Consider the following 22,871-nt stretch of genomic DNA (forward strand, 5'->3'; position numbering starts at 1 on the left):
TTAAGATTCCTCCCTGGGTTGATTCTTTTGCTGTAGTCGGCCTGTGAAGAGCCGGTATAAATGCATAGCTAGAAAGCAGACCTCCGCTTCGGGCACTTTCTTGCCAAGTTCTTTCTCCATCATGCCTGAGAGACGTGTTGCCAATCCGTATTCCTGCGTGAACTTGGAGCGGATCTGTTCCGCGAACGGATTATCGACATGGATTTCCTGATTCAGAATGCGGTCTACCGAGAACCTTAAATGCATGAGCAGACGAACATAATCCATGCTTCCCCGGTCAAAGGCGACCTGCCGCTCCTCTTCAATATACTTCACCAGGCTTCCCACCACGTTGGATGCCTTGACCAGATGGCCAACGGGTACATGACTGACGGCCGAATACACATGGTAGGTCAAGAAGCCAATCTCATCCTCGGGAACCTCTATATCGAAGGTCTTGCCGATCAATTCCGCTGCCTTGGCTGCGATATCATATTCTTTTGGGAAGCTGATCCGGGTTTCTTCAAGGAAAGGATTGATAATATCCATGCCTTTGCGGATTCTGTAGATCGTAAACTGGATATGGCTTGGAAGCGCCAGGTATACCTTATCATTTAATGTGCCCGGAAATTCCTGTCCGATGAGATTCAGTATCTGATCCGTAATCTCCATCACCTGCGGATCAAATTCTTCCAGCAGATGGTGAGCTTGGCTCCACTGCTCCCGATCCTCCAGCCTGAACAGCTTTTCAATCCGCTTATCGTCCGAAGCGATCGTACCGCCTATTTTTGCGCCGAAGCCAATGCCTTTGCCTAAGATGACATATTCCGATTCTTTTTTGCCGCCAGTAACCATCACGACATTGTTACCAATAACACGAACGACTGTAAACAACTCAATCCCGCTCATTAACTTCCCCCTTTCCTTTAAGTTTAAACAGTGTTCCGCCATAGGATTCATTTGCGGAGAAATACTCCTACCGCATGAACATTGAAAAAGCCAAGAAAAGACCCCCTTTAAAAAGATGTCTCTTCTTGGCTCATGCCCTGCTTCAGGTAACACGCCGTTTTATGTTTCTACTATGATTCCATCATAAAACAACCCGCTTGCTTTCGTCAACTTACGACATGCCCTTGCAAGGAACAGCACATTAGCGCCGTCATATCCCGGACTTGACTTGATCGCTTATTACCCTATCCATTTCTGAAGGGTAAGGATGACTTCGCGGAGTTGGAGCGGCTTGTGAAGATAGCCGTTCGCACCTTCTCCAAGGAATTGATCCGAATCCCTCATCGCATTCGAGCTCATGACGATCAGTGGCAGATCGCTCCACTCCGGGTTCTCCCGAATCCGCTTCATCGTTTCGACGCCGTCCATTTCAGGCATGACCGTATCCAGCAATACCGCATCGATGGATGAATGTTTGCTTAACAGCTCCAAGCACTCGAAGCCGTTCTGGGCTGTGTGCACGGTCAACTGGAGTTTCTCCAGCGCATTGGTCAATGCGTAAACATTCCGTATATCATCATCGACAATCAATACGGTTTTGTTCTCCAACCGGCTAAGCTCCTCCTGTTCGTACTCTTCCATCCGGATATCGCTCAAGCTGTTGTCGCTTGCCGTGGCAGCCACTTCGGGCAGCATAAACAGGCTGTCGACTGCACCGCCCTCCGTAACGAGCGGCAAATATAATATAAAGGTGCTGCCGATTCCTTCTTCGCTCTCCACGGTTATATACCCGCCAAGCAGTTTGGCTAAATGCAGCGATATGGATAAGCCGAGACCCGTGCCTCCGAATTTTCTGGCGGTGGTTTCTTCGCCTTGCTGGAATGCTTCGAAGATCGGCTGTAGATGCTCTGCCGCAATCCCGATGCCGGTATCCTCAACGGAAAAAGCAATGACGTCGCCGCTGATAATGAAATCCGAAGTGACAATCGAAGTCATTTTCTTTACCTTCAGCTTCACGCTGCCGCTCTCCGTAAACTTAATCGCATTGGAGAGCAGGTTGCGCAGAATTTGATGAAGGCGCATCCCATCGCTGTACATCATGTCGGGCAGGTCATCCGCCATCTCGATATCAAATTCCAGATTTTTGGATTCCGCGCTTTTGGAGAAGTATCCTTCCATCAGCTCCGGCAGCTCCGTCAAGTTCACCAAGTCCATTTCGATCTGCATCTTACCTGCCTCGACCTTGGACAGATCCAGGATATCATTGATCAAATTCAACAATTCACTGCCTGAATTATGAATGACGGTAGCATAATGTTGTTCTTCCTCTGTCAAATTCCCCTGCTTATTCTCCGCCAAAATCTGGGAGAGAATGAGCATGCTGTTCAGCGGCGTCCGCAGCTCATGGGACATATTGGCCAGGAACTGCGATTTATATTTAGAGCTCTTCTCCAGCTCCTTCGCGTATTTTTCCAACTCGCTGGCTGCGATTAAAGCCGCTTCCTTCTGGGCTCCCAACCGTTCATTCAGCAGATGCATTTCCACGGAGTGCGTTTGAAGCTCCTCGGTCTGCGCTTGCAGCTCTTCGGTCTGGCTCTGCAGTTCCTCGTTCAGCGTTTGTGATTCATGATACAGCTGCTGGATTTCCATTTTGCTTTGAATCGAATTCATGGTCACTCCAAGCTGAAAATTCAACTGTTCGATCAGCTGAATCTCCAGCTCATCGAAGGGTTGGAATTTGGCCAACTCGATCACGCCGAGAACTTGTCCCTCGAACATCACGGGTGCCAGCAGCAGCGTCGAAGGCTCGGCATCGCCGAGTCCCGATTCAATCCGAACATAGTTGGGCGGTATATCGTCCAGTATGATCATACGCTGCTCCAGCATGCACTGCCCCACCAAACCTTCGCCCGGCAGGAAACGATCCCGAACCTTGTTCCAAGGCTCGCCGTCCGGGTCGGCAAAAGCAGCAGCCTTAACCAGTTCCGATCCTGACCGGGTAATAAACACCGCCCCGTACGGAAGCTTCATGATCAAAGCGAGCTTATGGATGAAAAATTGCACGGCCGTCTCCACGCGATCGGACGATTGAAGAATCGTCGACATGACCGAAACATGGTCCTTGGCCCAGTTCTGCCTGCCAACCTGTGCGAGCAGTTCGTTGGTTGTATCCGCCAACTGGCGGACCTCGTCATTGGAATGTACATGGATGCGTTGGGAGATGTTCCCTCCATTTACAATATCGGAGATGACGTTGGTCACTTGGTTGATCGGCTTTACGATGCTTTTCGAAATGACCCAAGCCGCACATATGGTGATCAGTGCCGCACCGGCCCATAACAGGTACATCGTGTACAATAAACGGGCATTGCTTTCTTTCATTTCTTCGATTCTGCTGGTTGTCAGTTCACGTTCCTTGCTTCGAAAGGAGAGGAACAGCTCATGAATCGAATTCATCGCTTGCTTTCCGGGATCGTTAATAAAGAAATGAAGGGCCTCTTCATCCTGTCCCAGCTGCATGAGTTGAACCGCAGGCTGTCCGGCGTTGGTAATCCACTCTTTGATATTCTCCTTAATATTTTCCAGATGATTGGCTTGCTCCGAGTTATCGCTCACAAGCTTGTACAGCTTGTTATAATTGATCTGCCAGGACGACAGCGCTTGGTTGAACGGCTCCAGGTAGGTTTCATCGCCCGTAATGACGTACCCTCTCTGGCCGGTTTCCATCTCCAGCATATTCTTCTCGATTTCATGCGTGAGATTATGTACTTCGATATCATGTTTCTCTATAAAATCCGCTTCTTGCTGCAGGGAAGAGATACGGTCGGAGACAATCCAGAGAAAAGCTCCAAGACACATTAATATCAATAAATAGCCGATGACAATCTTGCTGCGGATGTTGAATTTCAGGTTGTTAGACATACGGCTAACCTCCCTTGTTATCGATCAGTATAAGTCTGCTCATATTCTCATAGTAATTGTTATGAAAATGGTTTACAAGCAAAACCAGTTTTCATGACATTCAATGATTCTTTAGTCGTAGGCAGTCAGATTTATAAACGTTTGGGCATATATTGTTAGGGGACGTGCTTGTCACATTTTTAATATATTCCAGCTTAAAAAAGGAGGACCGCTCATATGAGGAACGTCACAGCGTTTGCGGAGACACTGCGTTGACAAGGCATGTATATCATTCCAGGAAACAGGCTGTACGTACTGCCGGTCGAGGAGCAGCGAACGTGTCGTCCCTGGAGCTGCCCCTTCTGCAGGGCATGTTCATGTCGGAAATCCATCTCGGCCGCGGTGAGGGCCTCCCGCCTCACGGCCATCCGGATACCGATGAATTGTGTTACATCATTCAAGGAGACATCAGTTATTCCCTGGTGGATCCGGAAAGTCACCGGAATCTCGTGTTTCAAGCCGTACCCGGTCAGGTGGTACATGCCCCGATCGGTTGGTGTCACTGGATTACATCGCTATCCCCCGGGACAATCCTGCTCTTGATCTATCGGACCGGGCATCCGCACCAAATCGATTTTGCACCGTTATGGCCATATTCGATTTACGAAGAAGATACCTATGAAGGTAACGACCTGAACAAGCAGCTTTACTCGAAGACACTCCTTACGCCCGTCCCGCTGCAAAACAGGATCGAGAGCGAGACTCCGGAGAAGCCCGTGCCGGGGCCGCCATGGCTCAAAGCCGGGCACCTAAACAACAAAACCACACGCAGCCGGTGATCGGCCACGTGTGGTTCTTGTTGCTGGGACACTTCTTATGTAATGATTTCGCTCGCATCGTATGGCATTAATCAATATAGAATCTTTGTTCAGGGCGTATCTGTTTCTTCAGAAGCCGCAAGTCGGCTTCCAGTTTCGCCACCGTCTCTTCGATCTCTTCGGGATTCAGTGCCGGACGCTCAGCTTCTGGCTTAACGCCAGCCCTCAGATCGCGAATGGTGATCTGCTGCTCCTGCCATTTATCCATCAGATCGGAGATGGTGGCATAGAACCGCTCATAATCTTGAATCACTTCGTCCAGAAAGGAATCCACTTCCTCCTGATCGTAACCCCTCAGTTTATTCGAAAAATTCTTTTCATGGATAGACAAAGCGTCCAGTTGAATGCCTAGCTGACGAAAAAGCTTTTTCTGTTTATCCAATCGGCGTTTCATGTGTTCATCCATAATGATTTACCTCCAGATATTGGTGCAGCCCTTCTTCTTAGCCTTCTCTCTATCATTGTTTATATCATATTAAGCACCGTGATTAAAACACTCCGGGGCTTTTTTGGAGAATGTTCCAAAAACGGCAGGCCATCATTCCCATGCTTCATGTGATTGTTACCAATCCATTTCGGGTATTGAATTTACATAAGAAGTTCTATTGTGCACATAACCCAGAGAGGAGCGACTATTCCTATGACCAGCATGACAAAACAACAATACAGTGAACTAAGACAACGGTTGCTCAGTGATAAAGAACGGTTGGAAAATCAATTGGAGTCCCGGGAAGACACCAACAAGGATCTTTCCCTGAGAGACTCCACGGGAGAGCTGAGCGCTGCCGACAACCATCCCGCTGACGTGGGCACCGAAGTTTTCGAACGCGGTCGGGATTCGGCCATTCAGGAGACGCTCGAGCGTGAATTGGAGCAGATTGATGCTGCCCTGCAGCGTATGGACCAAGGCGAATACGGAACCTGCGCCGAATGCGGACGGGAAATTCCGTATGAACGGCTGGAAGCTTTGCCTTATACGGCCTATTGCCTCGAGCATACTCCGCGAAAAGACATCAACGACAACCGTCCGGTTGAAGAGGATGTCATGACCCCGCCCCCATCAGGCGCCGGCGTCAACCGCCAAGCAGCCGACGGTAAATTTGATGACGCCGGCGCCTGGGATGCCGTGGAAGATTACGGAACCTCCACATCGCCCGGCATGTCCATTAAACCAGGACAAGACGATTATAAGAAGAATGTATGAATTGATTTGGCAAATTAGAAGGGAAAGCTGGTACCTGACGTTCGGGTACCAGCTTTTTTTGCGTAATCAAGATTCTTTATGGTTCCGAACATTGGAAGCAAAAAACTCGTATTCGTCAAACTCTTCCCCGCGCTTCTTTTTATAAGGGGTCAGCATTTTATCCAGCTCAACAAATAACTCGCGCGCTTCATCTTTGCTCATATACAAGGTGGTATTGGTCAACATGGACGTCGCTTCGCCATCCTGGCTCATATTTTTAAAGAAACGGTCTCGATTCTGGTCGAACAGCTCGGATAATAATTTGTTCGTTTCGGTCCGAATCAATTCCTTGATGACCGGCTCGTCGGAATCCGCCCCACGCTTGATCTTTACCGTACCGACAAAAGGCTCGTAATATTTAGCGATAATTCCGTTGATCTCTTTCGTCGATACGATCTTGACCAGGCCGATCCGCTCCAGCTTCTTCATATGATAATGAACCTTCGCAGGCACATCCCCGATCTTGTCCGCGACCTCCTTTACGGTTGCCGGACGATCCATCTTGTTTAATTCATTCAAAATCTGGAGCCGATATGGATCTGAATATATTTTGATCTCTTCCAGTGTAGTCAATTCCTTCGTTTCCACACCGTACACCTCAGCTTCACGTTTAATTTTCACCTTTTCATTATAGGCCGAGAATGTCGAAATTACAAAAACAGCGATGGGTTCAGATGGCACGGAAACTCTTCTTTCGAATCAGGAACAGCACGGGCACCAGCATGACAAATCCCATCAACGAGAAGAGCACGGGAGGGGATTGATATTCTGCCACGACTCCCGTTATCAGGCTTCCGACAGGAATTGCAGCCGTGCACAATACCGTCATCAGTGCGCCAATTCTGCCCAGCATATGCCGCGGCGTTACTTCCATCAGATACGTCGAGATCGGGGCATTCAGCATGGAGACGGCAAAACCGGCAACGAACATGCAGACCGCCGCGGACTCCACGCGCCACGCCGGGAGATGTCCTGGAATCCCTAATGCAAAATATCCGATCCCGAGCATGATCGATCCTGACATGATCAAGGTACTCTTTTTGAAACTCTTGCCGTAGCGACCAATCCATAGCCCGCTGCAAATCATACCGATCAGAAGAGCCGTTCCCATTACGCTCAGACCTCCCGCTCCGGCACCCAATGTCTCCTTGACGTAGACCGGCTGCAGCACGTTCAACGGTGCCAAGCAGAAATTATTGATCATCGCCAGAACCGTCGTGATGAGAAGCAGCGAATGCTGCTTCACAAACAGAAGCGCCTCTTTGATGTCGCCGAGCACCGTTCTGTTCTTCTCAGGCACCGGACCAGGGAAATCGGACTTGTCTTCGGCCTGTTCGGCCGCTTCCGGATTCGGCATGAATGCAATAATAACCGCGGCAATTAGAAACGTCACGGCATCGATCAGGATCGTTCCCGAGATTCCGATCAAGGCGATCAGGGCTCCGGCAATGGACAGACCGATTAATTCGGCGCTGCGGCTAACGGATGTGGAGAAAGAATTGCCCGCGAGCAGCTGTTCCTTGGGGAGCAGCCGGGGAACGATGGAGGTTTCGGCGGGTCTGGAGAAACATTCGAGCGTTGAATTCAGGAACGTGAAAACAAACAGATGCCAGACTTGAAGAGAACCGATCGCATACAGAAAGGCCGTCAGAGACACCACGATGCCGCGGCTGAGGTAGGTTAAGGCGAGGACTCTTTTCTTAGGCCAGCGGTCTACAAAGGTTCCCGTAAACAAACTGAAAAGCAATCCCGGCAGAAAGTTAAAAGCGAACAAGGTCCCCATTAACAGCTCTGAGCCTGTGAGCATATAAACCATCCAGCTGTAAGCGATGGAGTCCAAGGAATCCCCTAATCGGGTAATGGCTTGAGCAGATAAATAAATCAGGTACGGGCGGATTTTCAACAGTTGGCCAAAGCCTTGTTTTTCCAAAACGGCGGCATTTTGCATGTTACTTTCTCCTCTTCGTTATGAAATGGTTTCATTAAACTTTTTTATTCGTTAAAATTATGATTACGTTAAATATTTTTTAACGTTAAGTTTATTTTAATGATTTTGAAGAGGAATGCAATAGGCAAAAAAAATAAATCGCCATGTTGGCGATTTAAGGTATAGGGTTAATATTTGATAGCGCAGCTTTATTTAATTTCCACCCGCGACGAAGATCTCGCAGCTTGAAGGCATGCTTCGATGGCTCTGATATTGCTGATGGCATCTTCCGGACCGTATGGCAATGGTGCGCCATCCATCACGGCAGCAGCCATGGCGTCCGCTTGCAGGGCAAAATGGTTGTAAATCCCCACTTTCTCCTCGCGGGTTCCCTTGGCCGTATGAACGAATATCTGGGCCATATCCTCCATTCTCTCCCAGCCGAAGGCGGAGGGCAGCTCGATCCTGCCGTCGGTTCCCGCAATCTCTAACGAGCATCTGGAGTAGGTCCACATGCCGCAGTCAAATGTCAGGCCCAGTCCATTGTCAAATTCCATCATTCCATGGACCATCATGTCCACGCCGTCATGCTCCTCGGAGAAAAAAGCGTGGGCCGTCACGGCTTTAGGCTCCTGTCCGTATATCATTCTCGCCGCCGAGATGGGATAACATCCCACGTCGTAGATCGAACCTCCGCCCATGTCCTTGCTGTAGCGGACATTGCTTTTATCCTCCGCATTGTTGAAGGTGAACGACCCGTGTATTCCGCGAAGATGGCCGATTTCGCCGCTTTCGATGATTTCGCGGACGCGCGCGTGCTTCGGATGGTAGCGGTACATGAAGGCTTCGGCGAACAGCACGTTGTGTGCTTTGGCTGCCTCTGCCATCTCACGGACATCCGTTTCCGTCAGGGCCGCCGGTTTCTCGCACAGGACATGCTTTCCGGCCTCAGCGGCTTTGATGGTCCAAGGTTTATGCAGGTGATTCGGCAACGGAATATACACCGCATCAATGTCGGGATCCGCCAGAAGCTCATCGTAAGAACCATAGTATGTTTTAATATGGTATCGTTCCGCGAGCTCCCTGGCTTTATCGGCATTGCGGCTTGCGACGGCCCCAACCTCACAGCGTTCCGATTTCAATATGCCGGGTATCATTGAATTTCTTGCAATTCGAGCGGTACTCATAATCCCAAAGCGCAGTTTCTTGCTCACGAGGTCATTCCTCCTTTGGCTGCATTCCGGATCGATTTTTAATAATTGTCGTTTACGGCTTTATGAAGGATCCCCAAGCATCGATCCAAATCGGTCTTAACCTGTTTTTTATAGAGTTTGGCCTTCTCGGCACCTTCGTCAGTAAAATGATAAAGTACGATTTCCTGGAAATCGACCCGCGGATCGTTTCCTTTCAGCTGTTTGGTACGGTATAGAACCCCCTCCTGCACCAATTCATGCAGCGCACGATAGATTTCGCTTTGCGGCGGCGAATATCCATGGCTCTTGAATTCCTGCCGAAGTTCTTCGAGCATCTGATATCCATATCCGCGCTGCTGCTCCACCATGGTAATAAGATATACTTTGATAAAAGCGCGCTGCGCGATCATAAATGCCATTCGGACGCCTCCTCCTTCACGAGCTACTTGTCCCATAATATACCTTATTATAACCCACAGTTTCCCAGTTTGCACAATAGGAAGCATCCTTCTCTTTTTAAACCAAGAAGGCGTGGATTGAAACGTTGGCAGGTGATGGTCGCATGGGAATGAGGCAGGGATGCGCATGTTTTTTCTATTATGAATTTTTCATATGTTGCAATTGTATAATGTTTAGTTTTTCAACTGTTGTTGGTTCGGTCGTTTGGTTCGTTTGGGTCTTAGGAACGATGGCGCGAGCCCACGAAAAAGCCCACCCTAAAGGGTGGGCTTCATTTTATTTTCACATGCCGGTGGTTGTCCCGGCGGATGGATGCGATTTGCCGTATGGCCGAATAGAGCGAGGGTTCCGTGCACCCGCGATGCCGACGAGCCATTTTCCGAACGGCAGCTTTGCAAGCAGGCGCGTTGCGGCGTACGCTATCGCCACGCTGATGATCCATGAAGAAAGGATCCTCACCAGAGATGGCATGCCGATCAGCAGATACTCATCGACTGCGTAGCTTATCCGGAGCGTTAATAAATGCATCAAGTAAGCACCGTACGAATAGACTCCAATGGAGGTTAGGAGCGCATTCGTCCGCGCTCCGGCATGGCGGGTAATCCAGCCGGCCGTATCGTACATGACCATGATGGAGCTAATCAGGAAAAGCGCCATCATCGGCCGCAGCAGCGACAAGGAATAGAACGTGATCGCTCCATTCTCCGCTGAACGGATTTCATTCACGGCCTGCATGAGCATCCAGCCGAACGTAAATGCAAAGACCAGCCATATGGCCGGCCGGGCCTTCTCCAGCCATTTTATCCAAGAGGCATGATATAAGCCGGCTGCTGCCCCAAGCGCAAAATAGAAGAAATAATAAAGTGCATTCCGATCCGCATAGGTTGTGAACAGCTCGCTCCACACCGGTATGCTCAAACTTCCCATCCAGTGTCCGATATCGTTGATCACTCCCGTTAATCCCACGTACAGAAGCCCGGAAAGAACCAGTATCGTAAGCTGCGTCCGTATGCCGCATCGTTCCTTGATTCCCAGTATGGCGGATCTGAAGAGTGGATACAGCAAATAAAATTGGAACAGCATAATAATATACCAAAAATGCGAGCTGGCTTTTCCGGTTAACCATACTTCCCCAAGAAATTTCCAGTCCCCGATCAATGCGGGATTAAACTTATGATTGATTAATAACGTGATCAGGGTCCATAAGGCAAAAGGAACATAAATGTCGCCGAATCGTCTTTTGATGAACCTGCCGTATTGTAAACGGCCTTTATCATTATAAAACAGCACCATGCCGGTAATAAAAATAAAGACGGGCACAGCGAATTTCGTCGCCATCAGGAGGAAGCCCATCATCAGGCCATCGTTTGCCGTCATCCCCGGCGCTACCGAATAATGCGCGATGGAGTGCTGCAAAACCACAGCCAGGAAGGCCATTCCTCGGAGGCGCTCGATTTCCGGAATTCTTTGTTTGGACATACTGCTCCCCCTTCATGCTGGCTTCGTATAATCAACCTCATTGTAAGGGACTTCTCCCTTGACGGGCTAATCCAATTATTTACTGGGCATGACGGCTGACTCCATAACCTAGCATTCATCCGTATGATTATGTATATATTGAAAACTTCTATCGGCGTGCGTTCACGGAAGACTTACCGCGGGTAGCGACCTCGTTTCTAAACGAATATCTACAAGGCACAAATGAGGAAGTGTTACTTACTGACCACAAAAAAACCGGTTCCGAATCGGAACCGGTTCACGCGCCTTTACAGCAGCGTAGTTCCTCGAGGCGGCAATGTGTCGTCCCGGTCTGGATCAGCCGCACCGTATCGCCCCTCGTTTCTGTAATCGTAATCGCGGAATATATCGTAAATGCCGGTATTCTCTTGATCGGCGTCAACCATGACGAGAATCCGTCCCTGCTCGACATAGGACTCATATTCCTTCGCCTCATCTTCCGGGATGCCAAGGCCGATAAAACCTCCGACCAGCCCGCCGGCTCCCGCACCGACTGCTGCGCCCGTAAGCGTCGCTGCTATCGGTCCGGCCGCAAGAATCGGGCCGATGCCGGGAATGGCGAGGGCTCCCAGTCCAGCCAGCAATCCTGCCGTGCCTCCAAGTATGCCGCCTGTTGCTGCACCCGCAGCTACTCCTTCGGGAGCCATCGTTCCCGTCTGCTCGGCTATCATGTCCGCCTCGCGTTTGTCCTTCGCTATAATGGAAATGGCATCGTTCGGAATTCCGTGCCGCTGCAGCTGCTCTATAGCTTGAGCGGCCTCCTGTTCCGAACGAAATACCCCAACAACTTTCTTCTCCATGATAAACCCTCCTCATCGGTGGTCGTTCATATTTAACATTACCCGACGGGAGGGGAAATTAAACGTGGCGCTGCCTTGTTATGCCTTGGGTCTGGTCCGATTTGTTGCGACCGCCTCCAGCGGATCATCAGGCCAATAATGCTTAGGATATCTACCCTTTAGATCCTTTTTCACCTCGTAATACCCGTTTGCCCAAAAGCTCGACAGATCGGAGGTAACCTGGACCGGTCTCTGCGCAGGCGACAACAAATGTAAGGTCAGCGCAACGCGCCCGCCGGCAATCCGCGGCGTGTCCCGCATCCCGAACATCTCCTGCAGACGAACGGCCAGAAACGGCTGTTCAGGGTTGCTGTAGTTGATCGGGATCTGCGACCCGCTCGGCACCTTGATATGCGTCGGCGCTTCATTCTGAAGCTGCTGCTTCTGCTCCCAGCTGAGCATATGCTCCAAGAGCGTTCCGGGTGCCAGTCGCCTGATATCATTACGATTCCGCAGCCCGTCCAAATAAGGAAGCAGCCACGCTTCCGCACGATCCAGCAATCCTTCGTCCGATACATCCGGCCAGTCCCCTTCGGCTTCGTGCCGGAACATAAAGGCCATCCGTTCTCTCAGCTGCATGGCCGCCTTGCTCCACTGAAATAAGCCAAGGCCCTCCTGCCTGATCCCTTGCAGCAAGGCGCGCGCTATTTCCTCCCCTGTCGGATTGGGATAGGCTTGTTCCTTGACAACGATGGCTCCCAGCATCAGCTTCTGCCTGGCCCTGATGCTGCCGGAAGCTGTATCCCATGCGACTTCTTTCTGCTGTTCCATCTCGTCAAGATAATACTGCTCAAGCCAGACTTCATCCATTTCGGAAGCTAGCTGGATATTCCCGTCTGCACCTTGATCATCTACGGCTGCGGCCACAATGTACCGGGCACGGCTCATAGGCTGAACCGCAGCCAACTTCACGCCCCTGCCGCTGCGCATGAGAAACCCGCTACCTCCCCTGTTCTTCGCGATCCGATCCGGATAGGCAAACGACAGCAGCAGGCCGCAGAGGTTCAAGTCACCGTCAGCTGCATATTCGATATTCAGCTGGGCATGGAGCTTCCGAATCTCTTGTTTCATCCGCTGCAGCACGGCTTCGTTCGCCGTGTCCTGCTGGGCGGATCGCTGTCCATGCTGTTCAAACAAGAGAAGCCATTCCACGCGCGAACGCAAATCCTGGTCCCGAAGCGCTTCGCTTCGGCTCAGTATATCGCGCTCCTGAAGCAGAACGGCGATTCGGATGGCTAGCGGGGCCTCGCCGATTTCCTGTGCCTTCAGCAGCATGTGAGCCAGCCTCGGATGAACTCCAAGCAGCGCCATCTCACGGCCGTGCCGGGTGATGCTGCCCGTATCATCCAGAGCCGATAGCTGCTTCAATAACGCTTGACCTTGCGTATAGGCCAGCCGAGGCGGCGCGTCAAGCCAAGCGAGCTGCTCCGGATCACGCGCACCCCATACGGCCAATTCCAAGGCCAGCGGCGCGAGATCGGATTCGCGGATCGCCGGAATGGTACTCTCCGGCAGATGGCGGTGCTCTTCCTCACTCCACAAGCGATAACACACGCCGGCCGAGACGCGGCCTGCCCTGCCCCTTCTCTGATCGGCGGACGCCCTGGACAGCCGCCTCGTGATCAATTGCGGCAGTCCCGTTCTCGGGGAGAATACCTCTGTTCGCATATAACCGCTGTCCACGACGGTTTTGATCCCCTGAATGGTAATGCTGCTCTCCGCGATGCTTGTGGACAGAACAATTTTACGCCTTCCGTTCACATCGCGTTTTATGGCTTCATCCTGCTTCTCCGCTGAAAGCGAGCTGTATAATTCACGAATGACGACTTCTGCGCTTAAGCTCGTTCTTAATAATTCATTCGCGGTCCGCCTGATTTCACGAGCACCTGGCAAAAATACGAGTATGTCGCCTTCCTGTTCGGAGAGCGCGCGCGTAATGGCGTTTGCCGCACCTTTATGTATCTCATCCAGTGGGAACGAGCGCAGATAGCGAGTCGTTACCGGAAAAGCACGCCCTTCGCTGACGATGACCGGTGCGTCTCCAAGGAGCTTTGCAACCGGCTCGGCCTCAAGGGTAGCGGACATGACCAGCAGCCTTAAATCCTCCCGCAGCACCGCTTGGGATTCCATCGCAAAAGCCAGTCCGGCATCGGCCTGCAAATTCCGCTCATGAAATTCGTCGAATATAATCATGCCGATGCCGGTCAATTCCGGATCATCCTGCAGCATCCGCGTCAAAACGCCTTCCGTGACGACCTCGATCCGGGTGTCCCGTCCGATCTTGCTGTCCATCCGGACCCGGTACCCGATCGTTTCTCCTATCGCTTCTCCCAATGAGGACGCCATATATCCCGCCGCTGAGCGGGCCGCGATCCTTCTGGGCTCCAGCATGATGATCCGTTTGCCGGCAAGCCAAGGTTCATTCAGAAAAGCAAGCGGCACTTGCGTCGTCTTCCCTGCACCCGGTTCAGCGATCAACACGGCATGAGTTCCTGTTGATAAAGCCTTTTTCAATTGCGGTAATACTCGGTGAATCGGTAGTTCAGTCATGGATATCTCTCCGTCATCCTATCGAATATCAATATAATCCCTTAATTATATTAAACAGCCGATTTACGTCAAGTAGGCCATTGGCTGGCGAGAATCGATGCATATGCGCTACAATATGAGTATCATTCCCATGGAAACATCAAGATTCAATTAGTCGGAAGGTGAAATGTATGGAGCAGCAAGCCACATTTCGCGGCCGCTTTGCCCCTACGCCATCAGGTAAGATGCATATCGGCAATGCCTTGACCGCTTTGCTTGGATGGCTGCAAATGAGGAGTATGAACGGTCAATATATACTCCGAATCGAAGATATCGATGTGCAGCGTTCCCGCCAAGAGCTCGCAGACGAGATCATGAGAGATCTGGAATGGCTCGGATTGGATTGGGATGAAGGCCCCGGCGTTGGCGGAGCCTGCGGGCCGTATCATCAGGCTGCTCGCCACGCGTTGTACGAACGGGAAATCGCCAAACTGAAGGAATTGAATATGTTGTACCCCTGCTATTGCAGCCGGGCGGATATAACGGCAGCAGCCAGCGCACCGCATGGCATTGCATTGGAGGGCTTTCGCTATCCGGGAACCTGCCGAGAGCTGACCCGGGAGGAAGCTGCCCTGAAAGAGCTTCATAAGAAACCTTCGCTGCGCATGAAGGTGCCGCACAGAATCGTTTCCTTTGTTGACGGCATTGCCGGGGTGCAGCGCTACCGGCTATCCGACGGCGGAGATTTTGTCGTGAGGAGAGCCGACGATATCATTTCGTATCAGCTCGCGGTGGTGGCGGATGACGCGCTAATGGGCATAACCCATGTGCTCCGTGGAGCTGATCTTCTGGACTCCACCCCTCGTCAGCTGCTATTGTATGAAGCGCTGTCCTATCAGCCGCCGCAGTTTGCGCACACACCGCTCATGGTGGATGCGGAGGGCAAACGGCTGGCCAAGAGAACCCGCGGGCTTAGCCTCTCCTTTCTGCGCGGCCAGGGCATCGGGCCGGAACGCTTAACTGGCTGGCTGGCATGGACAGCCGGGCTCCTGGATCACCCGGAAGCAGTAACTCCTGCGGAATTGATCCCTGTTTTTGATTTATCGAAAGTTTCTTCATTCCCCATAAAAATTACGGATCCTGTCAAAAACCGGCTGTTCGAGCTTTAACTTTAGCGAAAAACAATCAGCGCCAGCCCTTTCATTCTCGAGGCGAGAAGAAAGACTGGCGCTGTTATGTTATTCCTTACCGGTCAATCGTTCCCTGACCTTGGACTCATACTGCGTAAACGCGCTGTTACCGCTTAGCCCCCGCTGTTCCAGCAGCAACTGCAGCCTAAGGTGCTTTTCGTTCAGCTTGCGTTTGAGCTGCTCTTGCTCGCCCTCGTTTCGGGTAGCGCCGAGCAAATCATAGAGCTGGACGCATTCCTTCCGAAGCGTGACTTCTTCAGGAACGTAACCCGCGTTTTTCATGATGCGGTAGGACATCCTCAAATCTTCCGGGATGTGCGAAAGATCGTCGATCGGGAGTTTTTTGCCGGCAAGAGGCAGGTTATCGAATTCTCCGTTTCGGATCGCTTCCTCGATCTTCTGCTCAGCCAATCTGGAAAAGATGCTCATGTAAGTCCAGCCTCCTCCTGTTCCTTCGTCCTCTCATCATAAATCAGCCCGCGGGATATTCCAAGTTCTAAATGTAGGGGATCACACGCAGGTACATCCGATCCCTTACAACATTTCAACATTACAACAGCGATTCCGCTCCATCTATGAAGATCTGCGCCCCTGTAATATGTCTCGACTGGTCGGAAGCGAGGAACGCCACCAAATCGGCGACCTCTTCCGGCGTCCCCGGTCCGTCTGCCAGCGGCTGACTTCCTTCCGGATATTCAACCGGTATCACGATTTCCTCCAAATCCCCTTGCTTCTTCGTGCTTTGGTCGATGTTGGTGGATATCGCGCCGGGACAAATCACGTTGACTCTGATCTTGAATTGAGCCAGCTCCAGCGCAGCCATCTTCGCAAAAGCGACCTGTCCCGCTTTGGTTGTGCTGTAGGCGCTCATGCCAAAGTTGGAGAAGGTTCGAGTGCCATTGACGGAGCTCGTAATGATGATGCTGCCCTGCCCCCTCTTCTTGAGATGCGGAATTGCATATTTGACCGTCAGGAACGTCCCGTTCAAATTTACGTTCAGCGTCTTGGCCCATTCCTCCAGCTTCATTTCATCGATCGGCGTCATGACGCCGTTGATCCCTGCATTGGCAAATACAATATCGACGCCGCCAAATATCTCAACCGTTTCAAGGACTGCCTTTTCCACCCGGTCGGGATCGGTTGTATCCACGTCGAATGCTCTGGCCGCCCCTTCGCGAATGGAGTTGATCTCCGATTCCGCTTGATGGGTCCGGTCATCCAACAGATCGAATAAGGCCACATTCGCGCCTTCCTTTGCCAGCTGAATGGCAGCCGCCTTCCCGATGCCTGATCCGGCACCGGTAATGATCGCCGTTCTCCCATGAAAACGTCCGTGTCCTTCATTCATGTCCAACACGCTCCTTTTGTCGTTATCCGTTATGCGTTCATCTGTCACAAGATTACCCAAAAGGAGTTGTTTTATAATCATGATTTCTAATTTTTTGCAAGATCCGGTTGGACTTACAGGTCCGTTCGCGAAAAGATATAGGCTGAGAGCTGATATGAAGCGAAAACCACCAGGCAGGATATGCCGAGTCCATACCAAAGATAATCCGTTTGCAGGCCATCCGACCACAGCGTATTGATAGCCATCGTAATCGCGAACAACACCGCTACCAGCACTAGCTTCAGCGTTTGTCCGCCCTTGGGCCCCAGCCAATAATAGAGAGGATAGTACACGGCTATAAACAGGATCAAGGAAATGCCGGACACTATATTTTGATAAAGAACAGCGCTTTCTCCATCCCCGCCTAACCAGATATAAGCGACTTGGATCAGGAAACCCGCTAATAACCCGATCAACATAAACAAGAGGGAAGAGACATACTTGCTCAACACAATGTCCCGGCGACGTATCGGCAAGCTCATGGAATATTTATGGAAAGGATGCAAATCGGTATTCGATATGACGATGATCATCATCCCGGCCACCATATAACCTAAGATGCCGACGGCATTGCCAAACGAAAACAACGCCAGCCAGATCGCAAAGAGCCAAGCATACTTACGGATGACCATCCAATCCTTATGAATGAGGGGAACGATATGACTCATGAACAGCGTCTCCTTTCGAAGTGTAATACATAATATCCTCCAGGGCAGGCCGCTCGTATAACACGCTGTCTCCGAACAGCTTGTGCGCGGATTCCCGGTTTGCCGAGAGAGCCTCGAACCCGTATGGCGTTTCCTTGAGGCCGGTAAACTGCTTGCGGACATCCGGGTCCAATAGGTCGCTGCTGCCTTTGACAATGACATATTTGTCGATAATTTCATCCTTGCCTTCACTGAACACGATGCGACCCCGGTGAATAAAGGTGATGTAATCCGCGATTCGATCCAGATCATCCGTATTATGCGTCGAGAACAGGATGGTACGGGTCTCATCCTGTATAAAATCGCTCAGCAATTGCAGCAGCTCTCTGCGAAATACCGGATCAAGACCCGCTGTCGGCTCATCCAAAATCAATATTCGCGGTTCATGGGCCATGGCCATCGCAATGGAAAACTTCATTTTCATGCCTTTCGAGCAATCCTTTAGTTTCTTTCTGCCGGGAAGCTCGAACATCCGCATCAGCTGATCCATTCTGGTGCTGTTCCAACGCTTATAAAAAGGGGACGTCATGCGGATAATTTGATTCAGCGTTAAATACTCATAAAAAATATTCTCGTCCGAAACAAAACCGATCTCTTCCTTATAACTTGCATCGTCCGAGCGAAGCCGCCGGCCATTCACGACGATTTGGCCTGAATCCGGAACAACCATCCCCATGATGGAACGGATGAGCGTGCTCTTGCCGGCTCCGTTGGGGCCGATCAATCCGGTAATGTATCCCTTAGGGATAAGAAGCGAAATGTCATTCAGCGCAAACGATGGATATTTCTTGCTCAGATGGTTGATTTGCATTGCAGGTTGATCCTGATCCTCTATTCCGTCCACATGCTTCATTCGGATTCCTCCTTGTTTATTGTATGGATCATCTCAATCAATTCCTCGGTCTCTATAGGAATGCTCCGGCATTCCTCGAGAATGTCCCTGATTTTATCCTCGATCAGGCGCAGGCGCTGCTCCCGAATCATATCCTGATTGCCTCCCGATACGAAGGAGCCTCTGCCCACCATCGACTCGATCAAGCCCACGGCTTCCAGCTCGCTGTATGCCCTCTTCGTCGTAATAACGCTGATTCCCAAATCCTTGGCTAGCTGCCGGATGGAAGGAAGCGGCTCTCCCGGCTTCATCTCTCCGCGCATGATGCTCTGCCGGATCTGTCTTTCAATTTGCAAGTAAATCGGCTCGCCGCCGGAATGGGATAGAATAATCTGAATCATCGCAATAATCATTCACCGCCTTTTCTGTGCCTGATATTAGGGTTTTGTATGTTAATGATGTGTATATAAAGTATTTATTGTATATATACAATATACACATTAAATAATGCCGCGTCAATTCCGTTTATCTTCGAATCCAAGTAAAAAAAGCCGGACCTCATGGGTCCGGCTCGCGAAATAATCGGTCATTTCTGTATTACCATACGATCTCCAGAAAGGAAGCATCATCTTCCAGGCCGCCTGTATGGCGGGCATTCATTAATACTTGCACTTGCTCATCGGGAATCGGCTCCTTCATCGGGTCCAGATCCGTAAGCCCGTCGCTGTATAATTGAAGGCGATAACCGGTCTCCGGTTCCAGCTTGCACGTAAACACGTGAGGACTGCCTCCGATCGGTCCGGTGCGGGAAGACCAGCGTTCGGCCGTTCGGAAGCGGTCTCCGAATATTGAAGTAATCTCGTCCTGCTGACGCCATAATCGTACCCTGGAGTCTCCCTGCCAGGCAAGCCACAGCCTTCCTTTTCGACGAAAACCCGATGACCGCTCGATGCGTCCGCATATGTACATGGCTTCGCTTCCCTTGCGCTGCTTCTCCTCCAGCACTTCACGCAGAAGCTTGGGGGTTTCGGAGCTCAGCGAGTGCGTGCGCATTTCCCGATCTGCTTCATGCGTTAGTTCCTTCAGCTTGCGCTCCAGCGATGAGGACGTGGGATCTTCAACCGTATCCAGCCAGTTCATCAAGCCCTGACCGAGCAGGCGCGAAGCCACATCGCCTCGATAACTCAAGCCGACGCCGTCACACAATACAAAATGGCAGACCTCTTCATCCATTTTCAATGCAATGAAATCCTGGCCCGTCTCGGAGAGCATGACGGATTCCGCCGCTCTGCCATACGCATAACGACATGTGAACAAATCCCTAATCTTCGTAAGCGGCTCTTCCCCGGTCTGCTTGCTCTCGTAATAAAACGACGCTGCTTGAGCCTTCCGCTTGCGAATCCCCAACGTTTCCATGCTTCTAGCGTATGATCGCTTCATGCTGTGACCTCTTACCTTACCGGCGTGGCGGCTGACATCTGGAACCCGATGGACACCAGCTCGGAGCATGTGCCAGGGAGCATCATCAAGGCCCCCGGACTCAGCTGATAATCCGCCTCAACCAGCATTTCTCGATAGCTTTCGGGAAGAACGGAAGACATCATCTTGAGTTTGCGCGCGTGTTCATCCTCAAGCTGCGTATCAGCCAATATCCCCTTCCAGCGGCGTGGTTCGGAGATCGGCTGGTTCATCAGATGGTCGGAGATGAAAATATTCTCCACCAGTACGTTTCCGTCCGGAACGCTCATATTCATGATACGGCGGGCAATCGGTTCCGGGTCCTCTCCCGTGGCCACGCCATCCGTCATATGGCATACGAGCGGCGCAGGGCAATCCTGCATGTTGGGAATCTCCGATTGCAGAATTTTCTCGGCCTGAAGAAACGCTTTGGCCGAATCGGAGAAACGCTTCGGCGTCAAATCCGGAAGCGAGCCGATCGCCGCAATTTCGTCAATGCCCTTGATCCCGTTTAACAAATCATATACGTCGTCGCTGTATGCAAGGATGGCGATCCGGTACCTCGGCGTCAGCCGGTTCCCCTTGGTGGAACGAAACACCATTTGCCGAATGGCTAAGGATAATGCTTCGTAAACAACATCAATCCTTCTGCGATCCTCCATCAGCATATTCATGGACGCGCTGATATCAATCAGATATATAATGAGCGCTGGCGTGCGCTGTGATGCTTGAATGGTATAGTTCATCGTGAATAACATTCACCCCTGCAATTTGTCATGTTTACTTCTTTACAGTTTAGGTATCCAGTGGCTGTCGTCACTGATGAATTGCTGCAGATTGTTAAGGCGGCTGCTCATTTTGCCAACCGTCTTGTAATAGGATTTGTCCTTGTTATATAGCGCTATGAATTCACGCGCGGCATTCTTCGCGCGGTCCTTGTTCCCGGCCACCTGCGCATTATACGCCTTGTTATACAAGGCAACCAGTTCGACAACGTTTTGGGACCGCTGCTTCTGAAGCTGTGCGGCTTGCGCTTGCTGAGCGGCCCGCGCTCGAGCCTGTCGTTCCGCCTCCGCCTTGGCCGCTGCCTTAGCCGCTGCCTCTTCCTGAGCCTGCCTTTTCTTCTTCTCTTCCAGCTGGGCTAAATACGCCTCGTATTTTGCCTGATTATCATATTTCTCCTGCAGCGCCTGCTTTTTCTTTTTCTCCTCAAGCGATGCCAGATAAGCTTCATACTTCGCCTGCTTCTCATACTTTGCCTGAAGCTCGGATTTCTCCTGCTCCTTGCGCGCCAACTCGGCTTCCTCGGCCTTCTTCGCCTCTTCCGCCTTCAGGCGTTCCTCTTCGGCTTTTTTGGCCTCAGCTTCCTTCTTTGCAGCCTCTTCCTGCTGCTTCCGCGCTTCTTCCTCCTGCTTGCGCGCAGCCTCTTCTTTCTCCTGGGCCTGCTGCTCCGCTAAACGCTGGGCATCCATCTGGCGGCTTTCGGCCTTCTCAGCCAATATCTGATTCACCGTAATCGCGGAGCCCGCTAAGATCACGATGGCCGCAGCGGTAGAAAGCATGAATTTGCGGGATGACAACAAAGCTTTAATCCCTTTGTTGGATGATTCTTCAGCGGGACGCAGTTGTTCCTCCAGCCCCTGTATGGCGGCGGCAAGCTCCACTTCAAGCGGACTGTCCTTCTTTACGAAGTGATACGCCGAACGGAATATCTCCAATGCTCCGGAAAGATTGCCTGCCTTCTCCAAATCGCGTGCCTGATGAAACAAGCGTCCTACTACATTGTCGTTAACCTCTCGCGTGCCCGGCTCGATTCCAAGCGATGCCATGATGTCAGCAGGCACCTCCCGGGAACGTTCAGATCCGGATTCATCCGAATCGTCATCCTGGGCAGCCGCAGCGGCAGTGGCGGCGGCAGCCGGAGCTTCTTCCACCACTTCTTCCTCACTTACCGAGGATAAAGCGATAAGCCACTCGCCAAAGGTAGGGCAGCTGCTCAAATCCTGACTGTCCCAAGCTCTGCCGAACAGATCCGAAATCCGTGTGCCCCAACGCTGACCCAGCGATTTTTTAAGCAAAAAATAACGTTCGCATGGAGTCTGCATTTCATGCTGATCAAAATAGCTTTCGCCCCATGCCCGATTCACGATAGCCGGATCGCTCCACCCCAGCATCTCGGCAATGATGACGGCCCCTGCAAAACGATCGGCATACGCACTCCATAAACCGCTGTGCACCGTTCGATGCGCCGCATATCCCGGCGAGCCGGCGAGCAAAACGTCGGGACGGTCCATTTTTGGACTGTACATCTGCTCCACATCGACAAGCTCCACGGCGGCAGCGCCTTCCGGCAGCTTCACTTCCGAAAAAAACGGAAGCATGACATTAGGCGCAGACAGATCGCAATGCGCCAATCCGCGCTGCTCCATGCTTGAGCCGATGGCTGCCAAAGCCTTGGCCAGCATCAGGCTTTCGGAACGTCCCAGATTACGCTGATCGCTTATAACGTCAAACCAAGTACATCCATGAATCCATGGCATGATGACCGCGTAGAGCAAATCCGGATATTCCGCTATCAAATCTCCGTTTCTTTCGGGAGTGAGCACCTCTCGACTGCTTACCTGCAAACCCGGTATCTCGCGATAATTCCCCATATGCTCGGATTGATAAACCATAGCCGGAATTCTGAACTTAGGAAAAAACACTTTAAGTGCTTTGGCTTCATGCAGCTCCCCATTCACGGGGATCAGCTGGTAGACGATCCCTTGCCTCCCAGCCTGGGCATAAGCTACGCCCGGTGCCGCCGGATGCTGTCCTACCGTATAAGCCGTTCCATTAACAACGATCCCATCGCCCGGGTTTGGCTGAAATGTCATGAACTTC

21 protein-coding genes are annotated in these 22,871 nt (G+C 51.4%); 3 read left to right on the top strand and 18 right to left on the bottom strand.

The genetic code is table 11. The features are described from left to right. Both MHH82_RS20445 and MHH82_RS20450 read right to left on the bottom strand, forming a co-directional pair. Complete coding sequence (locus MHH82_RS20445) at nucleotides 1-888, bottom strand: BglG family transcription antiterminator (protein WP_015736226.1); 888 nt, start codon at nucleotides 886-888, stop codon at nucleotides 1-3. Nucleotides 889-1,167: 279 nt separating this feature from the next. After that, nucleotides 1,168-3,849 (bottom strand): CHASE3 domain-containing protein, encoded by a 2,682-nt coding sequence (locus tag MHH82_RS20450; RefSeq protein WP_340967691.1) that lies wholly within the window; start codon nucleotides 3,847-3,849, stop codon nucleotides 1,168-1,170. A 251-nt stretch (nucleotides 3,850-4,100) separates the two neighbouring features. On the opposite strand from MHH82_RS20450, the gene MHH82_RS20455 reads away from it, so the two are divergent. Further along, complete coding sequence (locus tag MHH82_RS20455; RefSeq protein ID WP_340967693.1) at nucleotides 4,101-4,667, top strand: cupin domain-containing protein; 567 nt, start codon at nucleotides 4,101-4,103, stop codon at nucleotides 4,665-4,667. A 67-nt stretch (nucleotides 4,668-4,734) separates the two neighbouring features. Here the strand turns inward: MHH82_RS20455 and MHH82_RS20460 are convergent, their stop codons facing one another. Then, nucleotides 4,735-5,112: a DivIVA domain-containing protein gene (locus MHH82_RS20460; RefSeq protein ID WP_009590687.1), complete on the bottom strand. Its 378-nt coding sequence runs from the start codon at nucleotides 5,110-5,112 to the stop codon at nucleotides 4,735-4,737. Between the two features lie 234 nt (nucleotides 5,113-5,346). On the opposite strand from MHH82_RS20460, the gene MHH82_RS20465 reads away from it, so the two are divergent. Next, complete coding sequence (locus tag MHH82_RS20465) at nucleotides 5,347-5,910, top strand: TraR/DksA C4-type zinc finger protein (RefSeq protein WP_036661551.1); 564 nt, start codon at nucleotides 5,347-5,349, stop codon at nucleotides 5,908-5,910. Nucleotides 5,911-5,976: 66 nt separating this feature from the next. On the opposite strand, the gene MHH82_RS20470 is transcribed toward MHH82_RS20465, so the two are convergent. From MHH82_RS20470 to hrpB, 7 genes are all read right to left on the bottom strand, one after another. Beyond that, nucleotides 5,977-6,537 carry a winged helix-turn-helix domain-containing protein gene (locus tag MHH82_RS20470; protein ID WP_036661653.1) on the bottom strand — a complete coding sequence of 187 codons (561 nt, stop codon included), beginning with the start codon at nucleotides 6,535-6,537 and terminating at the stop codon, nucleotides 5,977-5,979. Between the two features lie 82 nt (nucleotides 6,538-6,619). After that, nucleotides 6,620-7,897 (bottom strand): MFS transporter, encoded by a 1,278-nt coding sequence (locus MHH82_RS20475; protein WP_036661553.1) that lies wholly within the window; start codon nucleotides 7,895-7,897, stop codon nucleotides 6,620-6,622. 188 nt (nucleotides 7,898-8,085) lie between these two features. Beyond that, a complete protein-coding gene (locus MHH82_RS20480; protein WP_015736232.1) occupies nucleotides 8,086-9,090 on the bottom strand; it encodes a Gfo/Idh/MocA family protein in 1,005 nt (334 codons plus the stop codon). A gap of 38 nt (nucleotides 9,091-9,128) precedes the next feature. After that, complete coding sequence (locus tag MHH82_RS20485) at nucleotides 9,129-9,488, bottom strand: helix-turn-helix transcriptional regulator (RefSeq protein WP_009590710.1); 360 nt, start codon at nucleotides 9,486-9,488, stop codon at nucleotides 9,129-9,131. A gap of 322 nt (nucleotides 9,489-9,810) precedes the next feature. After that, nucleotides 9,811-11,007, bottom strand: a complete 1,197-nt coding sequence (locus MHH82_RS20490) for an acyltransferase (RefSeq protein WP_015736233.1) — start codon at nucleotides 11,005-11,007, stop codon at nucleotides 9,811-9,813. 287 nt (nucleotides 11,008-11,294) lie between these two features. Next, nucleotides 11,295-11,846 carry a general stress protein gene (locus tag MHH82_RS20495; RefSeq protein WP_015736234.1) on the bottom strand — a complete coding sequence of 184 codons (552 nt, stop codon included), beginning with the start codon at nucleotides 11,844-11,846 and terminating at the stop codon, nucleotides 11,295-11,297. Nucleotides 11,847-11,924: 78 nt separating this feature from the next. Continuing rightward, on the bottom strand, nucleotides 11,925-14,435 hold the full coding sequence (gene hrpB / locus MHH82_RS20500; RefSeq protein ID WP_340967698.1) for an ATP-dependent helicase HrpB: 2,511 nt from the start codon (nucleotides 14,433-14,435) through the stop codon (nucleotides 11,925-11,927). 170 nt (nucleotides 14,436-14,605) lie between these two features. On the opposite strand from hrpB, the gene gluQRS reads away from it, so the two are divergent. Further along, on the top strand, nucleotides 14,606-15,583 hold the full coding sequence (gene gluQRS / locus MHH82_RS20505; protein ID WP_340967700.1) for a tRNA glutamyl-Q(34) synthetase GluQRS: 978 nt from the start codon (nucleotides 14,606-14,608) through the stop codon (nucleotides 15,581-15,583). A 69-nt stretch (nucleotides 15,584-15,652) separates the two neighbouring features. Here the strand turns inward: gluQRS and MHH82_RS20510 are convergent, their stop codons facing one another. From MHH82_RS20510 to MHH82_RS20545, 8 genes are all read right to left on the bottom strand, one after another. Further along, nucleotides 15,653-16,033, bottom strand: coding sequence for a DnaJ family domain-containing protein (locus MHH82_RS20510; protein WP_009590658.1), 381 nt, complete (start codon nucleotides 16,031-16,033; stop codon nucleotides 15,653-15,655). A 121-nt stretch (nucleotides 16,034-16,154) separates the two neighbouring features. After that, nucleotides 16,155-16,952, bottom strand: coding sequence for an SDR family oxidoreductase (locus tag MHH82_RS20515; protein ID WP_009590728.1), 798 nt, complete (start codon nucleotides 16,950-16,952; stop codon nucleotides 16,155-16,157). Between the two features lie 113 nt (nucleotides 16,953-17,065). Then, nucleotides 17,066-17,659 carry an ABC-2 transporter permease gene (locus MHH82_RS20520; RefSeq protein WP_145037678.1) on the bottom strand — a complete coding sequence of 198 codons (594 nt, stop codon included), beginning with the start codon at nucleotides 17,657-17,659 and terminating at the stop codon, nucleotides 17,066-17,068. Next, on the bottom strand, nucleotides 17,631-18,551 hold the full coding sequence (locus tag MHH82_RS20525) for an ABC transporter ATP-binding protein (RefSeq protein ID WP_015736238.1): 921 nt from the start codon (nucleotides 18,549-18,551) through the stop codon (nucleotides 17,631-17,633). Before MHH82_RS20525 ends, MHH82_RS20520 begins: the two co-directional genes overlap by 29 nt. After that, nucleotides 18,548-18,943: a GntR family transcriptional regulator gene (locus MHH82_RS20530; protein ID WP_015736239.1), complete on the bottom strand. Its 396-nt coding sequence runs from the start codon at nucleotides 18,941-18,943 to the stop codon at nucleotides 18,548-18,550. The genes MHH82_RS20525 and MHH82_RS20530 overlap by 4 nt, the downstream gene beginning before the upstream one ends. A 184-nt stretch (nucleotides 18,944-19,127) precedes the next feature. Continuing rightward, nucleotides 19,128-19,970, bottom strand: coding sequence for a hypothetical protein (locus MHH82_RS20535; RefSeq protein ID WP_015736240.1), 843 nt, complete (start codon nucleotides 19,968-19,970; stop codon nucleotides 19,128-19,130). Between the two features lie 11 nt (nucleotides 19,971-19,981). Beyond that, nucleotides 19,982-20,734 (bottom strand): vWA domain-containing protein, encoded by a 753-nt coding sequence (locus MHH82_RS20540; protein WP_036661656.1) that lies wholly within the window; start codon nucleotides 20,732-20,734, stop codon nucleotides 19,982-19,984. 42 nt (nucleotides 20,735-20,776) lie between these two features. Continuing rightward, nucleotides 20,777-22,864 carry a hypothetical protein gene (locus MHH82_RS20545; protein WP_340967704.1) on the bottom strand — a complete coding sequence of 696 codons (2,088 nt, stop codon included), beginning with the start codon at nucleotides 22,862-22,864 and terminating at the stop codon, nucleotides 20,777-20,779. Between the last annotated feature and the right edge of the window lie 7 nt (nucleotides 22,865-22,871).

This window comes from Bacillus sp. FSL K6-6540 (genome assembly GCF_038007545.1).